At 67.4% G+C, this 18,063-nt stretch carries 12 protein-coding genes and 1 pseudogene; 7 read left to right on the top strand and 6 right to left on the bottom strand.

Annotated features, from left to right (window positions below; genetic code table 11):
• Positions 1-22 precede the first annotated feature (22 nt).
• Complete coding sequence (locus DBO33_RS29605) at positions 23-1,858, top strand: type IV secretory system conjugative DNA transfer family protein (RefSeq protein WP_107658001.1); 1,836 nt, start codon at positions 23-25, stop codon at positions 1,856-1,858.
• 58 nt (positions 1,859-1,916) lie between these two features.
• A complete protein-coding gene (locus DBO33_RS29600) occupies positions 1,917-2,303 on the top strand; it encodes a DUF4913 domain-containing protein (RefSeq protein WP_234391109.1) in 387 nt (128 codons plus the stop codon).
• 120 nt (positions 2,304-2,423) lie between these two features.
• Here DBO33_RS29600 and DBO33_RS29595 read toward each other — a convergent pair whose 3' ends face one another.
• Together DBO33_RS29595 and DBO33_RS29590 are read right to left on the bottom strand one after the other, a co-directional pair.
• Positions 2,424-2,975, bottom strand: coding sequence for a hypothetical protein (locus DBO33_RS29595; protein ID WP_107658000.1), 552 nt, complete (start codon positions 2,973-2,975; stop codon positions 2,424-2,426).
• 401 nt (positions 2,976-3,376) lie between these two features.
• Entirely contained in the window at positions 3,377-4,255 is an 879-nt protein-coding gene (locus DBO33_RS29590; RefSeq protein ID WP_107657999.1) for a peptidylprolyl isomerase, read from the bottom strand.
• A gap of 196 nt (positions 4,256-4,451) precedes the next feature.
• On the opposite strand from DBO33_RS29590, the gene hisS reads away from it, so the two are divergent.
• The 3 genes from hisS to DBO33_RS29575 all read left to right on the top strand — a co-directional run bounded on the left by hisS (position 4,452) and on the right by DBO33_RS29575 (position 8,251).
• The gene (gene hisS / locus DBO33_RS29585; RefSeq protein ID WP_107657998.1) at positions 4,452-5,729 is read left to right on the top strand and encodes a histidine--tRNA ligase; all 1,278 of its coding nucleotides are present in this window, start codon (positions 4,452-4,454) and stop codon (positions 5,727-5,729) included.
• Positions 5,730-6,244: 515 nt separating this feature from the next.
• The gene (locus DBO33_RS29580) at positions 6,245-6,892 is read left to right on the top strand and encodes a hypothetical protein (protein WP_107657997.1); all 648 of its coding nucleotides are present in this window, start codon (positions 6,245-6,247) and stop codon (positions 6,890-6,892) included.
• Between the two features lie 348 nt (positions 6,893-7,240).
• Entirely contained in the window at positions 7,241-8,251 is a 1,011-nt protein-coding gene (locus DBO33_RS29575) for a malate dehydrogenase (RefSeq protein ID WP_107657996.1), read from the top strand.
• A gap of 793 nt (positions 8,252-9,044) precedes the next feature.
• On the opposite strand, the gene DBO33_RS29570 is transcribed toward DBO33_RS29575, so the two are convergent.
• The 4 genes and pseudogenes from DBO33_RS29570 to DBO33_RS29555 form a co-directional block, all read right to left on the bottom strand.
• On the bottom strand, positions 9,045-10,124 hold the full coding sequence (locus tag DBO33_RS29570; protein ID WP_107657995.1) for a 2-oxoacid:ferredoxin oxidoreductase subunit beta: 1,080 nt from the start codon (positions 10,122-10,124) through the stop codon (positions 9,045-9,047).
• Positions 10,121-12,073: a 2-oxoacid:acceptor oxidoreductase subunit alpha gene (locus DBO33_RS29565; RefSeq protein WP_107657994.1), complete on the bottom strand. Its 1,953-nt coding sequence runs from the start codon at positions 12,071-12,073 to the stop codon at positions 10,121-10,123. Before DBO33_RS29565 ends, DBO33_RS29570 begins: the two co-directional genes overlap by 4 nt.
• A gap of 132 nt (positions 12,074-12,205) precedes the next feature.
• Positions 12,206-13,221: pseudogene (locus DBO33_RS29560) on the bottom strand (Rv2578c family radical SAM protein).
• Between the two features lie 43 nt (positions 13,222-13,264).
• Positions 13,265-16,003, bottom strand: coding sequence for an AAA family ATPase (locus tag DBO33_RS29555; RefSeq protein ID WP_267897900.1), 2,739 nt, complete (start codon positions 16,001-16,003; stop codon positions 13,265-13,267).
• A gap of 162 nt (positions 16,004-16,165) precedes the next feature.
• On the opposite strand from DBO33_RS29555, the gene DBO33_RS29550 reads away from it, so the two are divergent.
• Together DBO33_RS29550 and DBO33_RS29545 are read left to right on the top strand one after the other, a co-directional pair.
• On the top strand, positions 16,166-16,990 hold the full coding sequence (locus DBO33_RS29550) for an alpha/beta fold hydrolase (protein ID WP_107657992.1): 825 nt from the start codon (positions 16,166-16,168) through the stop codon (positions 16,988-16,990).
• A gap of 78 nt (positions 16,991-17,068) precedes the next feature.
• Complete coding sequence (locus DBO33_RS29545; protein WP_107657991.1) at positions 17,069-17,863, top strand: alpha/beta fold hydrolase; 795 nt, start codon at positions 17,069-17,071, stop codon at positions 17,861-17,863.
• Positions 17,864-18,063 lie beyond the last annotated feature (200 nt).

Here is an 18,063-nt window from a genome sequence, read left to right as displayed (position 1 = left end):
CGCAGAGAAAGAGGAGGCAGCCATGGCGAAGAAGCCGGTTAAAGATCCGGCCGCGATCGGGCCGGACGCAACCCTCATTTTGCTATACGCCGGGTTCGCGATCCTCGGCACGCTCTGGCTGTCGCTGCATCTGGGCAACATGCTGTCGTTCCCGACGCAGTCGATCCCGATCAATCCGATTGCCATCGTCGCGGACCTGATCCGCGGTGACCTGCGGTGGCCCCGCGCCTCGACGGTGATCGTGCTGATCGTGGTTGCGGCGGTGGTGGCCTGGGTGCTCATCCGCAGGCAGCTGAAGAAGCGCAGGTCCGTCGGTGTGCTGCCGGTCGACGAGAAGGCCAATGTGATGGGCCAGGGCGGCGCCATCGCCCATCTCACCGCGAAGGGTGTGCGGGAGAAGGCGCAGCAGCTCGGTGTGCGCCTGGGCACCGAGGACGTGCCCGGCGTGCCGATCGGCATCGGCATCGCCGACGGCCAGATGCTGTACGGCTCCTACGAGGATCTGCACCTCGACATCTGGGGCCCGCGGCAGGGCAAGTCGACCTCCCGGGTGATCCCGGCGATCCTCACCGCGATCGGGCCGGTGCTGGCCACCTCCAACAAGCGGGACGTGGTGGACGCGACCCGAGATGTGCGGGAGGCCAAGGGAAGTCCCACCTTCGTGTTCGACCCGCAGGGTGTGGCGGGGGAGGAGCCCAGCTGGTTCTGGGATCCGCTGGCCTGGGTGGACGCCCGCCGCGAGGGCTGCGAAATGCGCGCGGCGCGGCTGGCCGGGCACTTCGCCGACGGTGACGACGGCTCCGACGCCAAGACCGACGCGTTCTTCGACCCCGAGGCCGAGGATCTGCTCGCCGGGCTGTTCCTGGCCGCGGCCGTCGGCGACCGCAACGGCAGCAGGCCGATCGTGCAGGTGTGGGAATGGGTGACCAACCCGCAGGACACCGAGCCCATCGAGCTGCTGCGCGCGGCCCGTCATCACTACACCGCGTCGGGTTTGTCGTCGCAGTACAACACCGACGCGCGTACGCGCAGTGGCATTTTCGGCACCGCGAAGAAGATGATCCGCTGCCTCAAACTGTCCAACGTGCACCCGTGGATCACCCGCGGCGGCGACCGCAGGGAGTTCGACGAGCTCGAGTTCATCGAACGCAACGGCACGCTCTACAGCCTCTCGCTGGAGGGTCGCGGCTCGGCGGCGCCGCTGGTGAGCGCGCTCACCGAGGCCGTGATCGATGTGGCCATGCGCAAGGCGTCGCAGTCCGCCGGTGGCCGGCTGGCCATTCCGCTGCTCGCGGTGCTCGACGAGGCCGCGAACGTGGTGCGCTGGAAGGATCTGCCCAAGCAGTACAGCCACTTCGGCTCGCGCGGCATCGTGGTGATGACCGTGCTGCAGTCGTGGGCGCAGGGCGTGCGCTGCTGGGGCGAGCCCGGCATGAACGCGCTGTGGGCCGCCGCGAACATCAAGGTGCTGGGCAGCGGGGTGGACGATACGAACTTCCTGCGCGAGCGGTCCGAGGCGATCGGCGACTACGAGGTCGTGTCCGCCTCGGTGTCGGAATCCAAAGGCGGCAAGAGCTATTCGCGTTCGCTCGGCTCGTCGAAGACGTTCAGCGTGCAGGCCTTGGCCCAGCTGCCGCGCGGCCGGGTGATCGTCTTCCCGTCCGGCGCGCCGCCGGTACTGGTTCGTACGGTTCCGTGGTGGGAGGGCGAGTACGCTGCCGAGGTGAAGCAGTCCATCTCACACCATGATCCGCAGCGTAAGACGGAGATCACCGACCTGATTCCGGGCACACCGTCGCTCAGCAAGGGCACGCCGCCACCGGAGTTCGGGAAGATCGAGGAGGTCAGGCCACTGTGATCGAGCGAGCCTCGGACGCAGCACTATCGGTCACTACGCGCGCCGGTGAGGCGCGGCCGTGACGGAACAGCAGCAGCAGCCGATGATCTACGCGAGCGTGGTCGAGTTCGTGGAGAACTATCTGAGTCTGGTGTATCGGCGTCAGGTCACCGATCTCAGCGATACGGTGTGGTGCCCGGAGTGGTGGCAGCATGCCGAGGCGATCGCCCGCCTGGACGCGATGTGGCGGGCGTGGGAGCACTTCCGGCTCGAGCCGGCCACGGGATTGAGCGTGTGGTTCCTCGATCACGCCGATCCGCACATGGCGAAGCTGTTCGACCCGAAGGGGCCGTTCAAGTACTGCAGTGTGCGTAACGGGCACAAGGACATGCTCAGCCCGTTGCCGTTGAAGTCGCCGCAGCACGGGATGTTCGGTGATCCGACGGTCGGTGATTTCCGGATGTAGGTGTCCGGGCAACGCATCGGAGCGGGGCCGCACGAGCAGCGGCGCGGAGCGATCCGGTGCGGAAGTGACCTAGCGCGAAAAAGAAACGCCCGCTTGATAAGCGGGCGTTTTCTCGGCTGTCTACCTGGTGCGTTCCAGGCCGCGGGATTCCTGTTCCCTGGCCCTGGTGACCGCGGGTGCCTCCTCGGGACGGGTGCGTACCGCCTCGATGGGGGGCTGGGCCTGGCCTACCTCGATCAGCATCCGTACCGCGGCGAGTTCGGGTGCGACGCCCATCTTCGCCAGATGCGCGGCAATTGCCATGCGACGTTCGGGCGAGTCGTACTGCAGGACCGGCTTGGTATGCGCGGCGGCGGCGATGCCCGCCATACGGGTGGCCTCGGCCTGCGCCGTGAAGCGATCCTTCTCCAGCGAGACACCGCGCTCGGGGATCGGCTTCTCGATCATCCTGGCCAGCTCGGTATTGCGCGGGTCTTTGGCCTTCGAGTCGCGGGCCTCGCGGATCTGCATCTCGCGGGCCTCTTTCATGCGCGCCTCGGTCACCTTGACGCGCGCTTCGGCTTCTTTTTGACCACGCTCGCGGGTCCGCAGTGCGACCAGTGTCGCAAGCTGCAACATAGTCCTCATCATGGCCGCTGTCTCGCGGCCGATGTCGTCCAGTTCCTCGGACATGGCTGCTCCCCGATGCTGCAGTGATCACATTATGGTTGTTGTGGTGCTTTGTCTGGACACCGCCACGCGAACTGTAGTCCGTGGAGGATGCCCCGGCTGCAAACTTGGACACCGGGAGAACTCCGTGTCGTCGCGCGCCCTTGCTCGGGGGTCGCCCAGGTGAAGGGGTTACTACGCTACGGGAACTCCTTCTTTCGAGGTTACCCGAGAAAGCCACGGCCCAACCGTACGGCTGTGCCGCTTATCAGCATATATCGCACAATTCCGACAGGCTCGGGAACTCGCCGGAGTATCTCCGGTCTGAGCCAACCCTAACCGAAGTATTAGGGTCGCCTTGCTAAGCGCGACACGTGTCGGGCCCCGCACTCGGTCAAGTGCAGGGCCCGAACGGGTTTCACGATTCAGTCGACGCGGACCGACTCGATGGTGACCGGCTGCTTCGGCTTGCCGTCGCCGGGACCGTTGGAGTCGTCCTGGCCACCGTTGGCGATCTTGTCCAGGGTGCCCATGCTGTTCTCGTCCACCGTGCCGAAGATGGTGTAGTTCGGCGGCAGCTGCGAATCGCCGTAGACGACGAAGAACTGGCTGCCATTGGTGCCCGGGCCCGCGTTCGCCATGGCGAGCACGCCACGCTTGTACGCGATCGGCTTCTGCGCGGCCATCGGATCGTTGGCATCGAGCTGATCCGTCGGGTACTCGTTGTCGAATTCGTAGCCCGGACCGCCCATGCCGCTGCCGGTCGGGTCACCGCACTGCAACACCTTCAGACCCTCGCCTGCGGTCATCCGGTGGCAGCTGGTGCCGTCGAAGAAGTTCTGCGACGCCAGGCTGACGAAACTGTTCACCGTGCAGGGTGATTCGGCGTTGTTCAGGGTCAGGCCGATGGGACCCTGGTTGGTCTCCATGCTGACGCTGACCTTCGCGTCGTTGCCGGTGGTGGGGATGCCCTCCGCCTTCACCGGCTTGGTCGCCGGCTTGTCCGCCGGTTTCTGGCTGTCCTTGTAGACGCAGTTGACCGTCGCGGGCTTGGCCACCGCCGCGGGCGGTGCGGCCGCCGACGGCGCACTGCTGGACTGGGTCGCGTCCTTGGCGTCGTTGCTGCTGTCGTCGCTCTTGGTCAGGAAGTACACCCCGGTTACCGCGGCGACCACGACGACAACACCGAGCACCGACCCGGCGATCGTGAGTTGCTTGCGCCTGCGTGCGCGCTCGGCCCGGTTGGCGAGCTGGCGCTCCAACTTACGTTTCGCCGCTGCTCGCCGCTGTTCGTTGCTCGGCACTACCACGTTCCTCCCGTGTCCGGTTGTTACGGCATGAGAGTCTGCCATTTATTCCTGAGACTGCCCGACACTTCCCGAGTGCGGTGCGCCTCACAGGTAGTCGGAATCGCGCATAACGGGCACGAACGGGTCCGGGACGGGAGGTAGGCGTAACCGGTTGGACTTGCGGGGGCGTGGTGGTGGAAACTGGACCATCGTGACCAAGACCAGCAGCTTTTCCGCCCCGAAGGGGGTACCGGACTACGTCCCGCCCGGCTCGGCCGAATTCGTCGCGGTGCGCGACGGGCTGATCCGCGCCGCCCGGCTGGCCGGATACGGACATATCGAGCTGCCGGTCTTCGAGGACACCGGGCTGTTCGCCCGCGGCGTCGGCGAGTCGACCGACGTGGTCAGCAAGGAGATGTACACCTTCCCCGATCGCGGCGACCGCAGCGTCACGCTGCGCCCCGAGGGGACCGCCGGTGTGATGCGGGCCGTCATCGAGCACGGGCTCGATCGCGGGCAGCTTCCGGTGAAGTTGGTCTACAACGGGCCCTTCTTCCGTTACGAGCGACCACAGGCCGGTCGTTACCGCCAGCTACAGCAGGTCGGCATCGAGGCGATCGGCGTCGACGACCCCGCGCTCGACGCCGAGGTGATCGCCATCGCCGACGCCGGCTTCCGCGGGCTCGGGCTGGACGGGTTCCGGCTCGAACTCACCTCGCTCGGCGACGACACCTGCCGTCCGCAGTATCGGGAACTGTTGCAGGAGTTCCTGTTCGGGCTGCCGCTGGACGAAGAAACCAAGCGGCGCGCAGAGCTCAACCCGCTGCGCGTGCTCGACGACAAACGGCCGGAAGTGCGCGCGATGACCGCCGACGCGCCGCTGATGATCGACCACCTCTCCGAATCCGCCAAGACGCACTTCGAGCAGGTGCTCGGCTACCTCGACGCACTAGGCGTGCCGTACGTGGTGAACCCGCGGATGGTGCGCGGGCTCGACTACTACACCAAGACCACCTTCGAGTTCGTGCACGACGGACTCGGCGCGCAATCCGGCATCGGCGGCGGCGGGCGCTACGACGGGCTGATGGCGCAGCTCGGCGGACAACCGTTGTCCGGCATCGGATTCGGGCTCGGTGTCGACCGCACGGTGCTGGCTCTGCAAGCCGAAGGCAAGACCGCCGGTGATCCCGCGCGCTGCGAGGTCTTCGGCGTGCCGCTCGGCGATGCCGCCAAACAGCGCCTGGTGGTGCTGGCCGCGCACCTGCGCGCGGCGGGCATCAGCGTGGACCTCGCCTACGGTGGGCGTGGGGTCAAGGGTGCGATGAAAGCGGCCGATCGATCCGGGGCGAAGTTCACGCTCGTGCTCGGGGATCGTGACCTCACCGAGGAGACGATCGGGTTGAAGGATATGGCGACCGGGGAGCAGCGCCAGATTCCGATCGATGAGGTGGTTGTCGCGATTCGTGAAGCACTGGACGTGTCGCGGTAGGTCGGACTCGGCTTTTCGACTGGGCATTGCAGCGGTGCTACTCGCGGAATGCCGCCGCGATGTCCCGTTGACAAGTGGGTTGGACATCTCGGGCAGGTGGCCAGGCGGGCATGAGAGCGGCGATGCTCGTCGGATGCCGCCGTGATGTCCCCGCTGGTGGCGACAGTCAGGTGTCGGGTCGCTGCCATGGTCAATGTGTCATGGCAGCGGCAGTAGTCGTATGCCGCATCGTGTCTCGGTGGTGATGCGGGGGCGTCTGGTCATGATCAGCGGGACCATGGCTTCGGCACTCGCCCAAGGGCGCGGCGATGTCTGTTGGCGATGCGGATGGACGGTGGGCGGGCTGTCACAACCCGTAGCTATGCGGGCGCCTGGCCGTCCTTCTCCGGCACCTCCGCGTGTCACGTTGGTGTATGGAACGGTGGCAACGTCGCGGAAGGGGGCACCGGAGTGGGGGTGCGGGGGTAACGTGACTGCGCGCACGACGTGGCGCGGAGTCGCGGAGAGGTGGGCCTGTGTCGTCGAATTCTGGTGAGCAGCATGCGGATCCACCCGTCGGGCTGGACCTCGTCGCACCCGAGATGTACGCGCCGATGCTGCGCAGGCTGGCGCTGGCCGCGGCCGGAATCGGCATCGGCTCGGCACTACTGGCCGCGACCGTAGTCAGCTGGCCGATCGCGGCCACCATCGGCCTGGTCGTCGGCGCACCGACCGTCGGCTACGCCTTCGCCCTGCGCCGCCGCCGAATGTGGATGTCCGGCACCATGATCCACGCCCGCCGACTATTCGGCGAACGCCGCATCGAGGTGTCCGCCGCCCCCGGCGTCGAGGTACTGATCTCCCCCGCCCGCCTCAGCCGCATCGTCCTGCGCGTCACCGCAGGCGAGAACTCCCAAATCGTCCCCTTGGCCATGTACACCGACGCAGGCAGCGGCCGCGAACTGCACCTCCTAGGTCTGCGCCGCCTGGCCGACGCCTTGTCCACCAGCCAACTAGCCGCCGCCGTAGCCGTTTCCGCTTTGCTGGTCCATCAGCTCCGCGCCGAAGCCCGAGATGCTCGGCTAGCCGAACGTCCGCTGTACCGCGCCGTCCAAATGGCCCGAGTCAAGGACGCCGTCTCCCCGGTGGTCCTCACCGACCGAGAAGTCGCCGCCCTGACCTGAGGTTCGTTCTACCGACCACCGGTGGTTCGGTCTTAGAGGCGGTCGTGGCAGCCGAGTTTGTCGCCTCCGCGTACGACCCCTGCCGCGCACATCGGCAGGTGCCGCGGCGGTGCTCGAAATGGCGGAGATTGCGTGATGCCAGCGGGCGACGGGGTACGTCGGACTGGGGACGGGAGCTGACTGTCGCGTTGCTCACCGTGCGGTTTTTCAGAGATGGGGAGTCGTTAGGGTGAGGTTTGAGAGTCCGCACAACTACTAGGAGTTTGCTGTGAGCGAGCGTCAGCGAGCGAACCGACGGCGCAGTGCGCTGGTGCGCACGACTGAGCCGAGCGTCAGCGAGGCTCGGTCGTGAGCACCGGAGGTCGGACCGCGCCCGTAACCGTTGCCGTGACCGGTGGGGCCGGGCAGATCGCGTATGGGTTGTTGTTCCGGATTGCGTCGGGGGCGATGCTCGGTGCGGATACGCCGGTGCGGTTGCGGCTGTTGGAGATTCCGGCCGCGGTGGCTTCGCTGGAGGGGGTGGCGATGGAGTTGGAGGACGGGGCGTTTCCGCTGCTGGAGTCCATCGACATCAGTGATGATCCGTGGGAAGGGTTTTCGGGGGCGAACGTCGCGGTGCTGGTGGGGGCCCGGCCGCGCACGGCGGGGATGGAACGGTCGGATCTGTTGGCTGCCAACGGCACGATCTTCACCGAGCAGGGTGCCGCGATCAACGCGAGTGCCGCCGATGACGTGAAGGTGCTCGTCGTCGGCAATCCCGCGAACACCAACGCGTTCATCGCGATGAGCAACGCACCCGACGTCCCCGCCGCTCGCTTCACCGCGATGACCCGTCTCGACCACAACCGCGCGATCGCCCAGCTGGCCAAGAAGACCGGCGCGCCCGCCGCCGACATCGCCCGAGTTGCCATCTGGGGCAACCACTCCGCGACCCAATTCCCGGACATCGCGCACGCCACCATCGACGGCCGCCCCGCCCTCGATCGCATCGACGACCCGTCCTGGCTCACCGACGATTTCATCCCCACCGTGCAACAACGCGGCACCGCCATCATCCAGGCCCGCGGCGCGTCCTCGGCCGCCAGCGCGGCCAGCGCCGCCCTCGACCACATCCACGACTGGGTGCGCGGCACCGCCGCCGGCGACTGGGTCTCGATGGCCGTCCCCTCCGACGGCTCCTACGGCGTCCCCGAAGGCCTAATCAGCTCCTTCCCCGTAACCTGCGCCAACGGCACCTACACCATCGTCCCCAACCTCCCCATCGACAACTTCGCCCGCCCCCGAATCGACGCCACCATCACCGAACTCACCCAAGAACGCGACGCCGTAATCGACCTGGGCTTCGCCAAGCGCCCCTGACCCGAAGCTCCGGCACCGCCCCATCCGCCCGAGCCGGCCTTGATTCTTTACCAGCCGGGCCATGACGGCGGAGCAACTCGCTCTCGGCCGCCGCCATGTCCCGCCCGGCCTTGATTCGTCGCCGAGCCGTACAGCGCAGTGAGGCGTACCCGGGCGGCGCTACCACACGTCACCGCCACCACGTCCCACTCGGCGTTCAACTGGCCCGAATTCGATGTTGAGCGGGACATGAGGACGCCGCTACTCGCACTTCGCCGCCACCATGTCCCGCCTGGCCTTGACTTCTCGCCCTGGCGGGACGTGGGGAAGGGGCTTCTCGCACTTCGCCGCCGCCATGTCCCACCCGGCCCTGGCTTCTGGCCCGGGCGGTACATGAGGGCGGGCCCATTCGCACTTCGCCGCCGCCATGTCCCGCCTGGCCCTGATTTCTCGCCCTGGCGGGACATGAAGGCGGGCTACTCGCTCTTTGCCGCCCCCCTATCCCGTCCGGCGACTAGCTGGCCTCGATCCGTCGCTGGGCGGGACATGACGGCAGGGCTACTCGCACGTGTGCTGCCACCATGTCTCGCCCGCCGCTCACCGGACCTCGATTTCTCGCTGAGTGGTACATGGTGGCGGGGCCTACTCGTGTTTTGCCTCCGTCATGTGCCACTCACCGCCGAGCAAGCCTGGACTTCTCGCCCGGGCGGGACATGAGGGCGGTGCTACTCGCACTTCGCCGCCATCACGTCCCGTTCGAGACCATGGCTGACCGTCGGGCCTGAATCTGTTGGCCCCCAACGGATCAGCTGACCTAGCTGACAGTCCAGGTTTCAGGACCGCTGAGCAGTGACTGCAGCGAGTCCTGCTCAATAGGCTTGCGTTCATGTGCCTGCGCCGTCTGTGCGCGCACTCCATCGTCATAAGTAGGCCGGCTGACACTGCGGAACACACCGGTAACCACGTGGTCGAGGGCTTGGTCGGAGAGGCGGGAGAGGGCGTAGGCGGATTCGGGGGTGTCGGTGTAGGCGTCGTGTACGACGATGTCGGATTCGGGGACGGCGTCGGTGCGGGTTACTTCGAGTCCGAAACCGCTTCGGACGACGGCGAAATCATCGTCGGCACCGAAGCGGATGGGCTTGCCGTGGTGTAGCGGGACCAGGTGCGCGGCGGCGTTGTCGCGGCGCAACGCGTCGAATGATCCGTCGTTGAAGATGGGGCAGTCCTGCAGGATTTCGACGAACGAGGTGCCGCGGTGTTCGGCGGCGGCGCGCAGTACTTCGGTGAGTCCTGCGCGGTCGGAGTCCAAGGCGCGGGCGGCGAAGGTGGCTTCGGCGCCGAGCGCGATCGACAGGGTGTTGAACGGGTGGTCGACCGAGCCCATGGGCGTGGACTTGGTGACCTTGCCCTGTTCCGAGGTCGGCGAGTACTGCCCCTTGGTGAGTCCGTAGATCCGGTTGTTGAACAACAGGATTGTCATGTTGACGTTGCGGCGCAGCGCGTGGATGAGGTGGTTGCCGCCGATGGACAGCGCGTCACCGTCACCGGTCACCACCCACACCGACAGGTCGGGGCGGGTCACCGCGAGCCCGGTGGCGATGGCGGGCGCGCGGCCGTGGATGGAGTGGATGCCGTACGCCTCGAGGTAATACGGGAAGCGGCTCGAGCAGCCGATCCCGGAGACGAACATCAGGTTCTCCCTGCGCAATCCGAGCTCGGCGAGGAACCCGCGCACGGTCGCCAGGATCACGTAGTCACCGCAACCGGGGCACCAGCGCACCTCCTGATCGGTGGTGAAGTCCTTCACCTTCTGCGGACCCGCCGCGGCGGGCACCCCGGACAGTCCGGTCAAGCCGAGATCTGTGCCGACGAGCGAGGTTTCCACGATGGTCATTCGTTACCCCCAGTGCTGACGTACGTGGCCCGCGCTCGGGCGGCGAAGGCCTTGTCCTGTTCCATCTCCTCGATCGAGCCGTCCAACGCGGCGTCGATGACGCCGACGAGTTCCTGCGCGGAGAACGCGGTCCCGGCGATCTTCGTCCACGGCTGCACATCGACCAGATATTTCCCGCGCAGGAGCAGCGCGAGCTGGCCACCGTTCATTTCCGGCGCGACCACCGTGCGATAACGCCGCAGCACGGCACCGAGGTTGCCGGGCAACGGATTCAGATGACGCAGGTGCGCCTGCGCGACCGGCACACCACGACGGCGCGCGCGGCGACAAGCCTCCCCGATCGGTCCGTACGAACTACCCCAGCCGATGAGCAGCAGCTCGGCCCGCCCGTCCGGATCCTCGACCTCGAGATCGGGCACGCTGATCCCGTCGATCTTGGCCTGCCGCAACCGAACCATCAGTTCGTGATTGGCCGGCTCGTAGGAGATGTTGCCGCTGCCGTCGGCCTTCTCCAGTCCGCCTATCCGGTGCGCGCGACCCTTCGTGCCCGGGACGGCGAGCGGCCGGGCCAGGGTCTCCGGGTCGCGGGCGTAGGGCTGGAACGAATCGCTCTCCTCGCCTTCCGGCTCGAACCCGGTTTCGATCGGCGCCAGATCGGTGACCTGCGGAATCGACCACGGCTCCGAACCATTCGCGATCGATCCGTCGGACAGCAGCAGCACCGGCGTGCGATAGGTGAGCGCGATCCTGGCCGCCTCGACCGCGGTGGCGAAGCAGTCGGCGGGGGAGCGCGGCGCGAGCACGGCGACCGGTGATTCGCCGTTGCGCCCGTACAGCGCTTGCAGCAGATCGGCCTGCTCGGTCTTGGTCGGCAGGCCGGTGGACGGCCCGCCGCGCTGCACGTCGATCACCAGCAGCGGCAGCTCGGTCATCACCGCGAGGCCGATGGTCTCGCTCTTGAGTGCGAGCCCGGGCCCGGAGGTGCTGGTGACACCGAGCGCGCCGCCGAGCGAAGCCCCCAGTGCCGCACCGATTCCCGCGATCTCGTCCTCCGCCTGGAAGGTGGTGACGCCGAAGTTCTTGTGCTTGCTCAACTCGTGCAGGATGTCCGAGGCGGGGGTGATCGGGTAGGTGCCGAGGAACACGGGCAGCCCGGCGAGCTGACCCGCCGCGACCAATCCGTACGCGAGCGCGGTATTGCCGGTGATCTGCCGGTAGGTGCCCGGCGGTAGTTTCGCGGGCGCGATTTGATAGGTGGTCGCGAAACTTTCGGTGGTCTCGCCGTAGTTCCAGCCTGCCCGGAACGCCAGCACGTTGGCCTCGGCGATGTCCGGCTTGGCGGCGAACTTCTCCCGCATGAACTTCTCGGTGCCGCCGATCGGCCGCCCGTACATCCAGGACAGCAGGCCTAACGCGAACATGTTTTTCGCGCGCTGGCCGTCCTTCTTGCCGACCCCGGTGGACTCGGTGGCGCCGAGGGTGAGCGAGGTCATCGGGACGCGGTGCAGCACGAAGTCCGACAGGCTGCCGTCATCGAGCGGATCGGCGGGGTAGCCGACCTTGGTGAGATTGCGCTTGGTGAACTCGTCGGTGTTCACAATCACGGTGGCGCCGCGCGGCAGATCCTCCAGATTCGCTTTCAGCGCTGCCGGATTCATCGCGACGAGCACGTCGGGCTGATCGCCCGCGGTGAGGATGTCGTAGTCGGCGATCTGAATCTGGAACGACGAAACGCCAGGTAGCGTGCCCTGGGGTGCTCTGATCTCGGCGGGGAAGTTGGGCTGGGTGGCGAGGTCGTTGCCGAACGCGGCCGCTTCGTGCGTGAAACGATCACCGGTCAGCTGCATGCCGTCGCCGGAGTCACCGGCGAACCGAATGACTACCTTTTCCAATTTCGCTGCGTCGGCGGCGTTTTGGGCTGTGCCGACCTCGTTGTGGTGCGAAACCATCTGCCTGCTTCACTTCCTCGTCGATGAGAGGGGTGCCATCGCCAAACTACTCCGCACCGCTCGGTACGTCCGCCCGATATGTGAGGTTCACGGGTATTGCGTGCGGTTACCGGTGGTCGATCGCGCGAGGCTTCAGCCGAACAATGCCAGCTGCGGGTCTGCGGCGTGCGGACTTTCCGGCTGTGTCTCCGGTTCGGCCGGTTTTTCCGGCTTCAGGGCGTGTCGCTTCAGCAGCGGGTCGACCCGCTCGCGCAGCCAGGTCGAGTACTCGGGCGTCACATAGGCGCCACGGCCGTAGAGCTGACGGTAGCGCCGCACCAGTGCCGGATGATGCTCGGCGAGCCAGCTGAGGAACCAGTCGCGGGTACTGCCGCGCAGGTGCATCGGGAAGGCGACGGCCGAGCGCGCGCCCGCGTCGGCGATCGCACCGAACAGCTCGTCCAGGTGCGCCTTGCTGTCGGTGAGGCACGGAATCACCGGCGCCACCATGACATTCACGTCGAAGCCCGCGTCGGTGAGTGCGCGTACCAGCTCCAGCCTGGCTTTCGGTGCCGGTGTGCCGGTTTCGAGGCTGCGGTGCAGGTCCAGATCGTGGATCGCGATGGATACCGCCACGCTCACCCGCACCTCGCGCGCGGCCAGGGTGAGCAGCGGGAGGTCCCGGCGCAGCAGGGTGCCTTTGGTCAGGATGGAGAACGGCGTACCCGAATCGGTGAGCGCGCGAATGATGCCGGGCATCAGCCGGTATCGCCCCTCGGCCCGCTGGTACGGATCGGTGTTGGTGCCGAGCGCGACCGGTTCCCGATGCCAGGAGCGGCGGCCGAGTTCCTTGCGCAGCACCGCGGCGATGTTCGTCTTCACCACGATCTGGGAGTCGAAATCCTTACCCGCGTCCAGGTCCAGATACTCGTGCGTCGGGCGGGCGAAGCAGTAGCGGCAGGCGTGCGAGCAGCCGCGCATGGGGTTGATGGTCCACTGGACGGCAGGTTGGAACTCGCCGGCACCTTGTTCAGCGCGCTCTTGCAGAGCACTTCGTGGAAGGTGATGCCCTCGAACTCGGGTGTCTGCACAGTGCGTGTCAACCCGGCCCGGGTGAGCCCGGGCAGCGCGCCGTCGTCGGCGTCCAAGGTCTGGCTTTGCCACCGCACCACTCCAGTCGAACATATGTTCGCTTGGAGTGCAATCTTCTCCTCAGCTGATCGCCGAGATGGCTCCGGCGAGTTCGACGCGGCTGCTGATGCCGAGGCGGGGATAGATGCGGTAGAGGTGGGAGCCGACGGTTCGGTGGGAGAGGTAGAGCTTCTCCGCGATCTGGCGGTTGGTGAAACCCTCGGCGGCCAGGGTGGCGATCTGTAGTTCCTGGGCGGTGAGCTGGTCGCGGGCGGTGGGGGAGCGGCGGGCGCTGGTTTCGCCCGCGGCGCGCAGTTCGTTGCGCGCGGCCTCGGCCCAGGGTCCGGCGCCTAGAGCGTCGAAGGTATCGCGGGCTTCGCGCAGCGGTTCGCGAGCTTCCGAGGTGCGGCGTAGTCGGCGCAGCCGTCGACCGTGATGGAGTTGCAGTCGCGCGCGGTACAGCGGCCACTTACCTGTTTGGCCGGTGAGCGCGGCGGTGTAGGCGGCATCGGCAGCGGTGTCGTCGGCGAGTACCGCGCGGCTGTATTCGTCGACGACGAGCAGCATCGCGGCAGGTACTCGTTTCACCAGCTCCGGGAGGTCGGCCAGCAATTCCCTTGCGGCATCGGCGTTCTCCGACGCGACCGCGGCGTCGGCGAGTTCGGGCGCGACCCACCACCGTTGCATGGGGTGACTCACCGGGTCGGCGGGGTCATAGACGCGCGCCAGCGTGGTGAACGCGTCCTCGGCCTGCCCGGCCAGCAGCAGGAGCATGCCGCGGGTCTGCTGCGCGGCGATCTGGATACACCGCATCCCGGCGGCCAACGGGCTGGCGCCGATCGCGCGCAGATGCTCGGCGGCCAGTTCGGACTCGCCACGCAAAGCGGCGATCATGGCCAGATTGGCGTGCCCGGTGACGAGATAGAACTCCTGGCCGTTCTCCGCGGCGAAGGCGCGGGCTTCCTCGGATTCGGCGCGCGCCCTGTCCCAGTCGCCGAGCCAGATGCGGATCCAGTTCCCGGCGCCGAGGAGGCCGGACAGCAGGCCGAGTCGCCCTTGGCTGCGGCTGATTTCGGCGGCGTTGTCGACATAGGCGGTGCCGCGGCGGAAGTCGCCGAGGTACAGCGCGGCGTAACCGAGCGAGCGCATGGCGTCGGCGTCGGTGCGATTCGGATCGAGCTGGTCGAGTTGCTCGAGAATTCCGGCGCCGCGCTCCCACGGCAGGCTGAACGCGCCGATCGCGAGTGCCTGGGGGTCGTGTGCGGGCAGGTCCAGGGAATCCAGTTGGGCGACAATGTATTTGCGGGATTCGTCGCTGGCATCCTGGGAGGAGCATCGTGCGGCGGCGAACCACAGGACCGCTGCCGCGAGATCGGTATTGCCCGCATCCTGTACACCGGCGGCGATATCGACGAGCTGCCGGATGCGACGGTCGGCATCCTCGTAACGATGGAACGCGACCATCTCCTCGACGGCTGCCAGGCGGGCCAGCTCGATCGGCCCCAAGACGCTGAGGTCGGCCCGATCCAGCAGGTCGATGGCCTCGCGACGCGCACCGGTCTCGCTCGCCAGTTCCGCGGCGTGCAGGAGCAAAGCTGTTGTGCGCTCAGGTCGTTCGGACAGTTTCGCCGCGCGATCCAGGGCGGCGACCGCGGCCATGATGGCCCCGCAGGCTCGCGATCGCTGCGCATAGTGTTCGAGTTGGGTGGCGATGGCGTCGTCGGTGCCGAGCGTGGCCGCGGCGCGATGCCAGAGTTGTTTGTCGGGGAAGTCGGCGAGCACCTCGGCCAAGATCGAATGCGCCGCGAGCCGCTGCGTCAGCGGCGCCCGGACGTAGGTCGCCGAACGCATCAGCGGATGCCGGAAACGCAGGAGCGGACCCGCCATCTCGACCAGGCCGACGTCGATGGCTTCTTGCAGGTGCGCCGCACCGACCGGAACACCGGCGAGGGTGGAGGCCGCCCGCAACAGCCTGCCCGCGTCGCAGCCGACATCGGCGGCGAGCACGACGAGCAAGGTCCGCGTCGGCTCGCTGAGCTCGGCCGAACGCGCGGCGAAGGCGGTTTCCAGGCGGGCGGTCAACGGCAGATCGTCGACCATGCGATCCGTGGTCTGGCGCATCGCGCGCGGTAACTCGGTGAGCGCCAATGGATTTCCCGCGGCCTGGCTGAGCAGTCGCTGTCGCACGGTGCTCGGCAAGGTGGGTGCTTGCGCCTGGAGCAAGGCGGCGGCGGACTGTTCATCGAGCGGTTCGACCAGCACCTCCGGCAGCCCCGCGCGCCGGGCGGCGTCCTCGGATCCGGTTCGGGTGGCGCCGAGCACGAGGACCGCGTCACTGCCGATCCGGCGCGCGACGAAACTGAGCACATCTGCGCTACAGCTGTCGATCCACTGGAGATCGTCGACGAGCAGGACCGTCGGACATACCGCGGCGGCCTCGCCGACCAGTTGCAGTGTGGCCAACGCCACCGCATACAGGTCGGGCGATCCGTCCGCCTGTCCGAACGCCGCGCGCAGTGTGCGCTGCTGCGCAACGGGAAGCTTGGACACTTCGGCTTCAAGGGGCCGCAGCAGCTGGTGCAGTGCGGCGAACGGCAAGCCTGCTTCGTTCTCGACACCGGCCGCGGAAACCACGGTCAGGTGCTGGTCGGTTGCCATCGTCCGAATCGCGCCGAGTAGAGCCGACTTTCCGATACCGGCCTGTCCGCGCAGGATCAGCACCGAGCCGTTGCCGGCAACCGCTCGATCCAGGAGCTCTGCCAGCATGGCCGAATACCGGTCTCGACCAATCAGCGCCGACTGCGAAAACTCACCGATCACCGCCAGATCCTGACAGAGAACCCACCGTTTCACAAAGTGACGACGCAGGTAGGTGCGGTAATCGGTGTGACGACTGCGTCACCGAACCGCACCATGACTCAGTCATCTGTGCAGTCGTTCGACTGATGTGTAGCGGGTGCGTCCGCTCGTAATTTCATCGGCATGACAAACACCTTCACCACCACCGACGGGGCGCAGATCTTCTTCAAGGATTGGGGCGCAGGCCGTCCGGTCGTCTTCAGCCATGGTTGGCCGCTGAGCGCCGATGCCTGGGACGAGCAGGCCCGCCTGGTCGCCGAGCACGGTTACCGTGCCATCGCCCACGATCGCCGTGGTCACGGCCGCTCGAGCCAGACCTGGGACGGCAACACCATGGACCGCTACGCCGACGATCTCGGCGAGCTGATCGAGCACCTGGACCTGCGCGACGCGGTTCTGGTCGGCCACTCCACCGGCGGTGGCGAAGTCGTGCGCTACTTGGCGCGCCACGGTAGCGGCCGGGTTGCCAAAGCGGTGCTGCTGGGCGCCGTGCCCCCGGTGATGGTCAAGTCCGAGACCAACCCCGGCGGCACGCCCATGGCGGGGTTCGACGGCATCCGCGCCGGTGTGGCGGCCGACCGTTCGCAGTTCTACTGGGATCTCAGCGAGACCTTCTACGGGTTCGATCGGCCCGACGCGATCGTCTCCGAGGGGGCGCGGCGCGCGTTCTGGCGGCTCGGCATGCAGGTCGGGGCGCGCGCGGCTTACGAATGCGTCGCCCAGTTCTCCGAGACCGATTTCACCGAGGACCTGAAGGGGATCGACGTGCCGGTGCTGGTCGCGCACGGCGACGACGACCAGATCGTCCCCCTGCACGCCTCGGCGATGCAGTCGGCGGCCCTGCTCGCGAACGCGACGCTGCGGGTGTATCCCGGTGCGCCGCACGGCCTTTACGGCGAGTTCCGCACTGCGTTCGAAGCCGACTTGCTCGCCTTCCTCGCGCACTGATCACTGCGCGACGCCATCCGCTGCCCGACCTTCGAAGCCGTCACCGGCTGAGAACCCAACTCTTTCGAGGAACCCGTCATGCGTATCAACACCATCGTCAAGCTCACCGCCGTCGCGCTGGGCTTCACCCTCGCCGGCGCGGGCTGCGCCGGCGCCGAACCGGGGCCCGCCCCCGCCAAGCCGACCATCGTGCTCGTCCATGGAGCCTTCGCCGAGTCCAGCAGCTGGAACGGCGTGCTGGACAACCTCAACCAGCAGGGTCTGACCAGCATCGCCGTGGGCAATCCACTACGCAGTGTCTCGGGTGATGCCGACACCGTCCGCAGCGTGGTGGCCTCGATCGACGGGCCGGTCGTACTGGTCGGGCATTCCTATGGCGGGCAGGTCATCTCGCAGGTTCACGATCCTAAAGTCAAGGGACTGGTCTACGTCGCGGCCTTCGCACCCGAAGAAGGTGAGACCATCGGCGAGCTCTCCGGCAAGTTCCCCGGCAGCACGCTCGGCGACACCCTCGACAAGGTAGCGCTGCCCGACGGCAGCACCGACCTCTACATCCAGCCCGCCAAGTTCCACCAGCAGTTCGCCGCCGACGTCCCCGCGGACCGAGCCGCCCTCGACGCCCGCACCCAGCGCCCGCTGAACGACCGCGCGCTCAACGGCAAATCCGGCGCACCGAACTGGAAGAACGTCCCGTCCTGGTTCATCTTCCCCGACACCGACTACAACATCCCCGTCGCCGCACACCGCTTCATGGCGGAACGGGCCGGGTCGCGCGCCACGGTGGAGATCAAGGGCGCCTCGCACGCGTTGACCGTCTCGCAGCCCGGTGCTGTTGCGAAGGTCATCGGCGAGGCCGCCCGCGCAGTCGGCTGATTCTTCCTGAAACCTGCTGTGCCGCATGGATCTTCATGCGGCACAGCAGGCCGGAAGGGCTGGCCCACGCGGCACAGCAGGCCGGACGGGCTGGCCCACGCGGCACAGCAGGCCGGACGGGCTGGCCCACGCGGCACAGCAGGCCGGACGGACTGGCGCAAGCGGGCACAGCAGGCCGGACCGGCTGGGCCCACGCGGCA

The organism is Nocardia suismassiliense, from assembly GCF_900269665.1.
Classification (GTDB): domain Bacteria; phylum Actinomycetota; class Actinomycetes; order Mycobacteriales; family Mycobacteriaceae; genus Nocardia; species Nocardia suismassiliense.
This window is presented reverse-complemented; position numbering and strand designations above follow the sequence as displayed.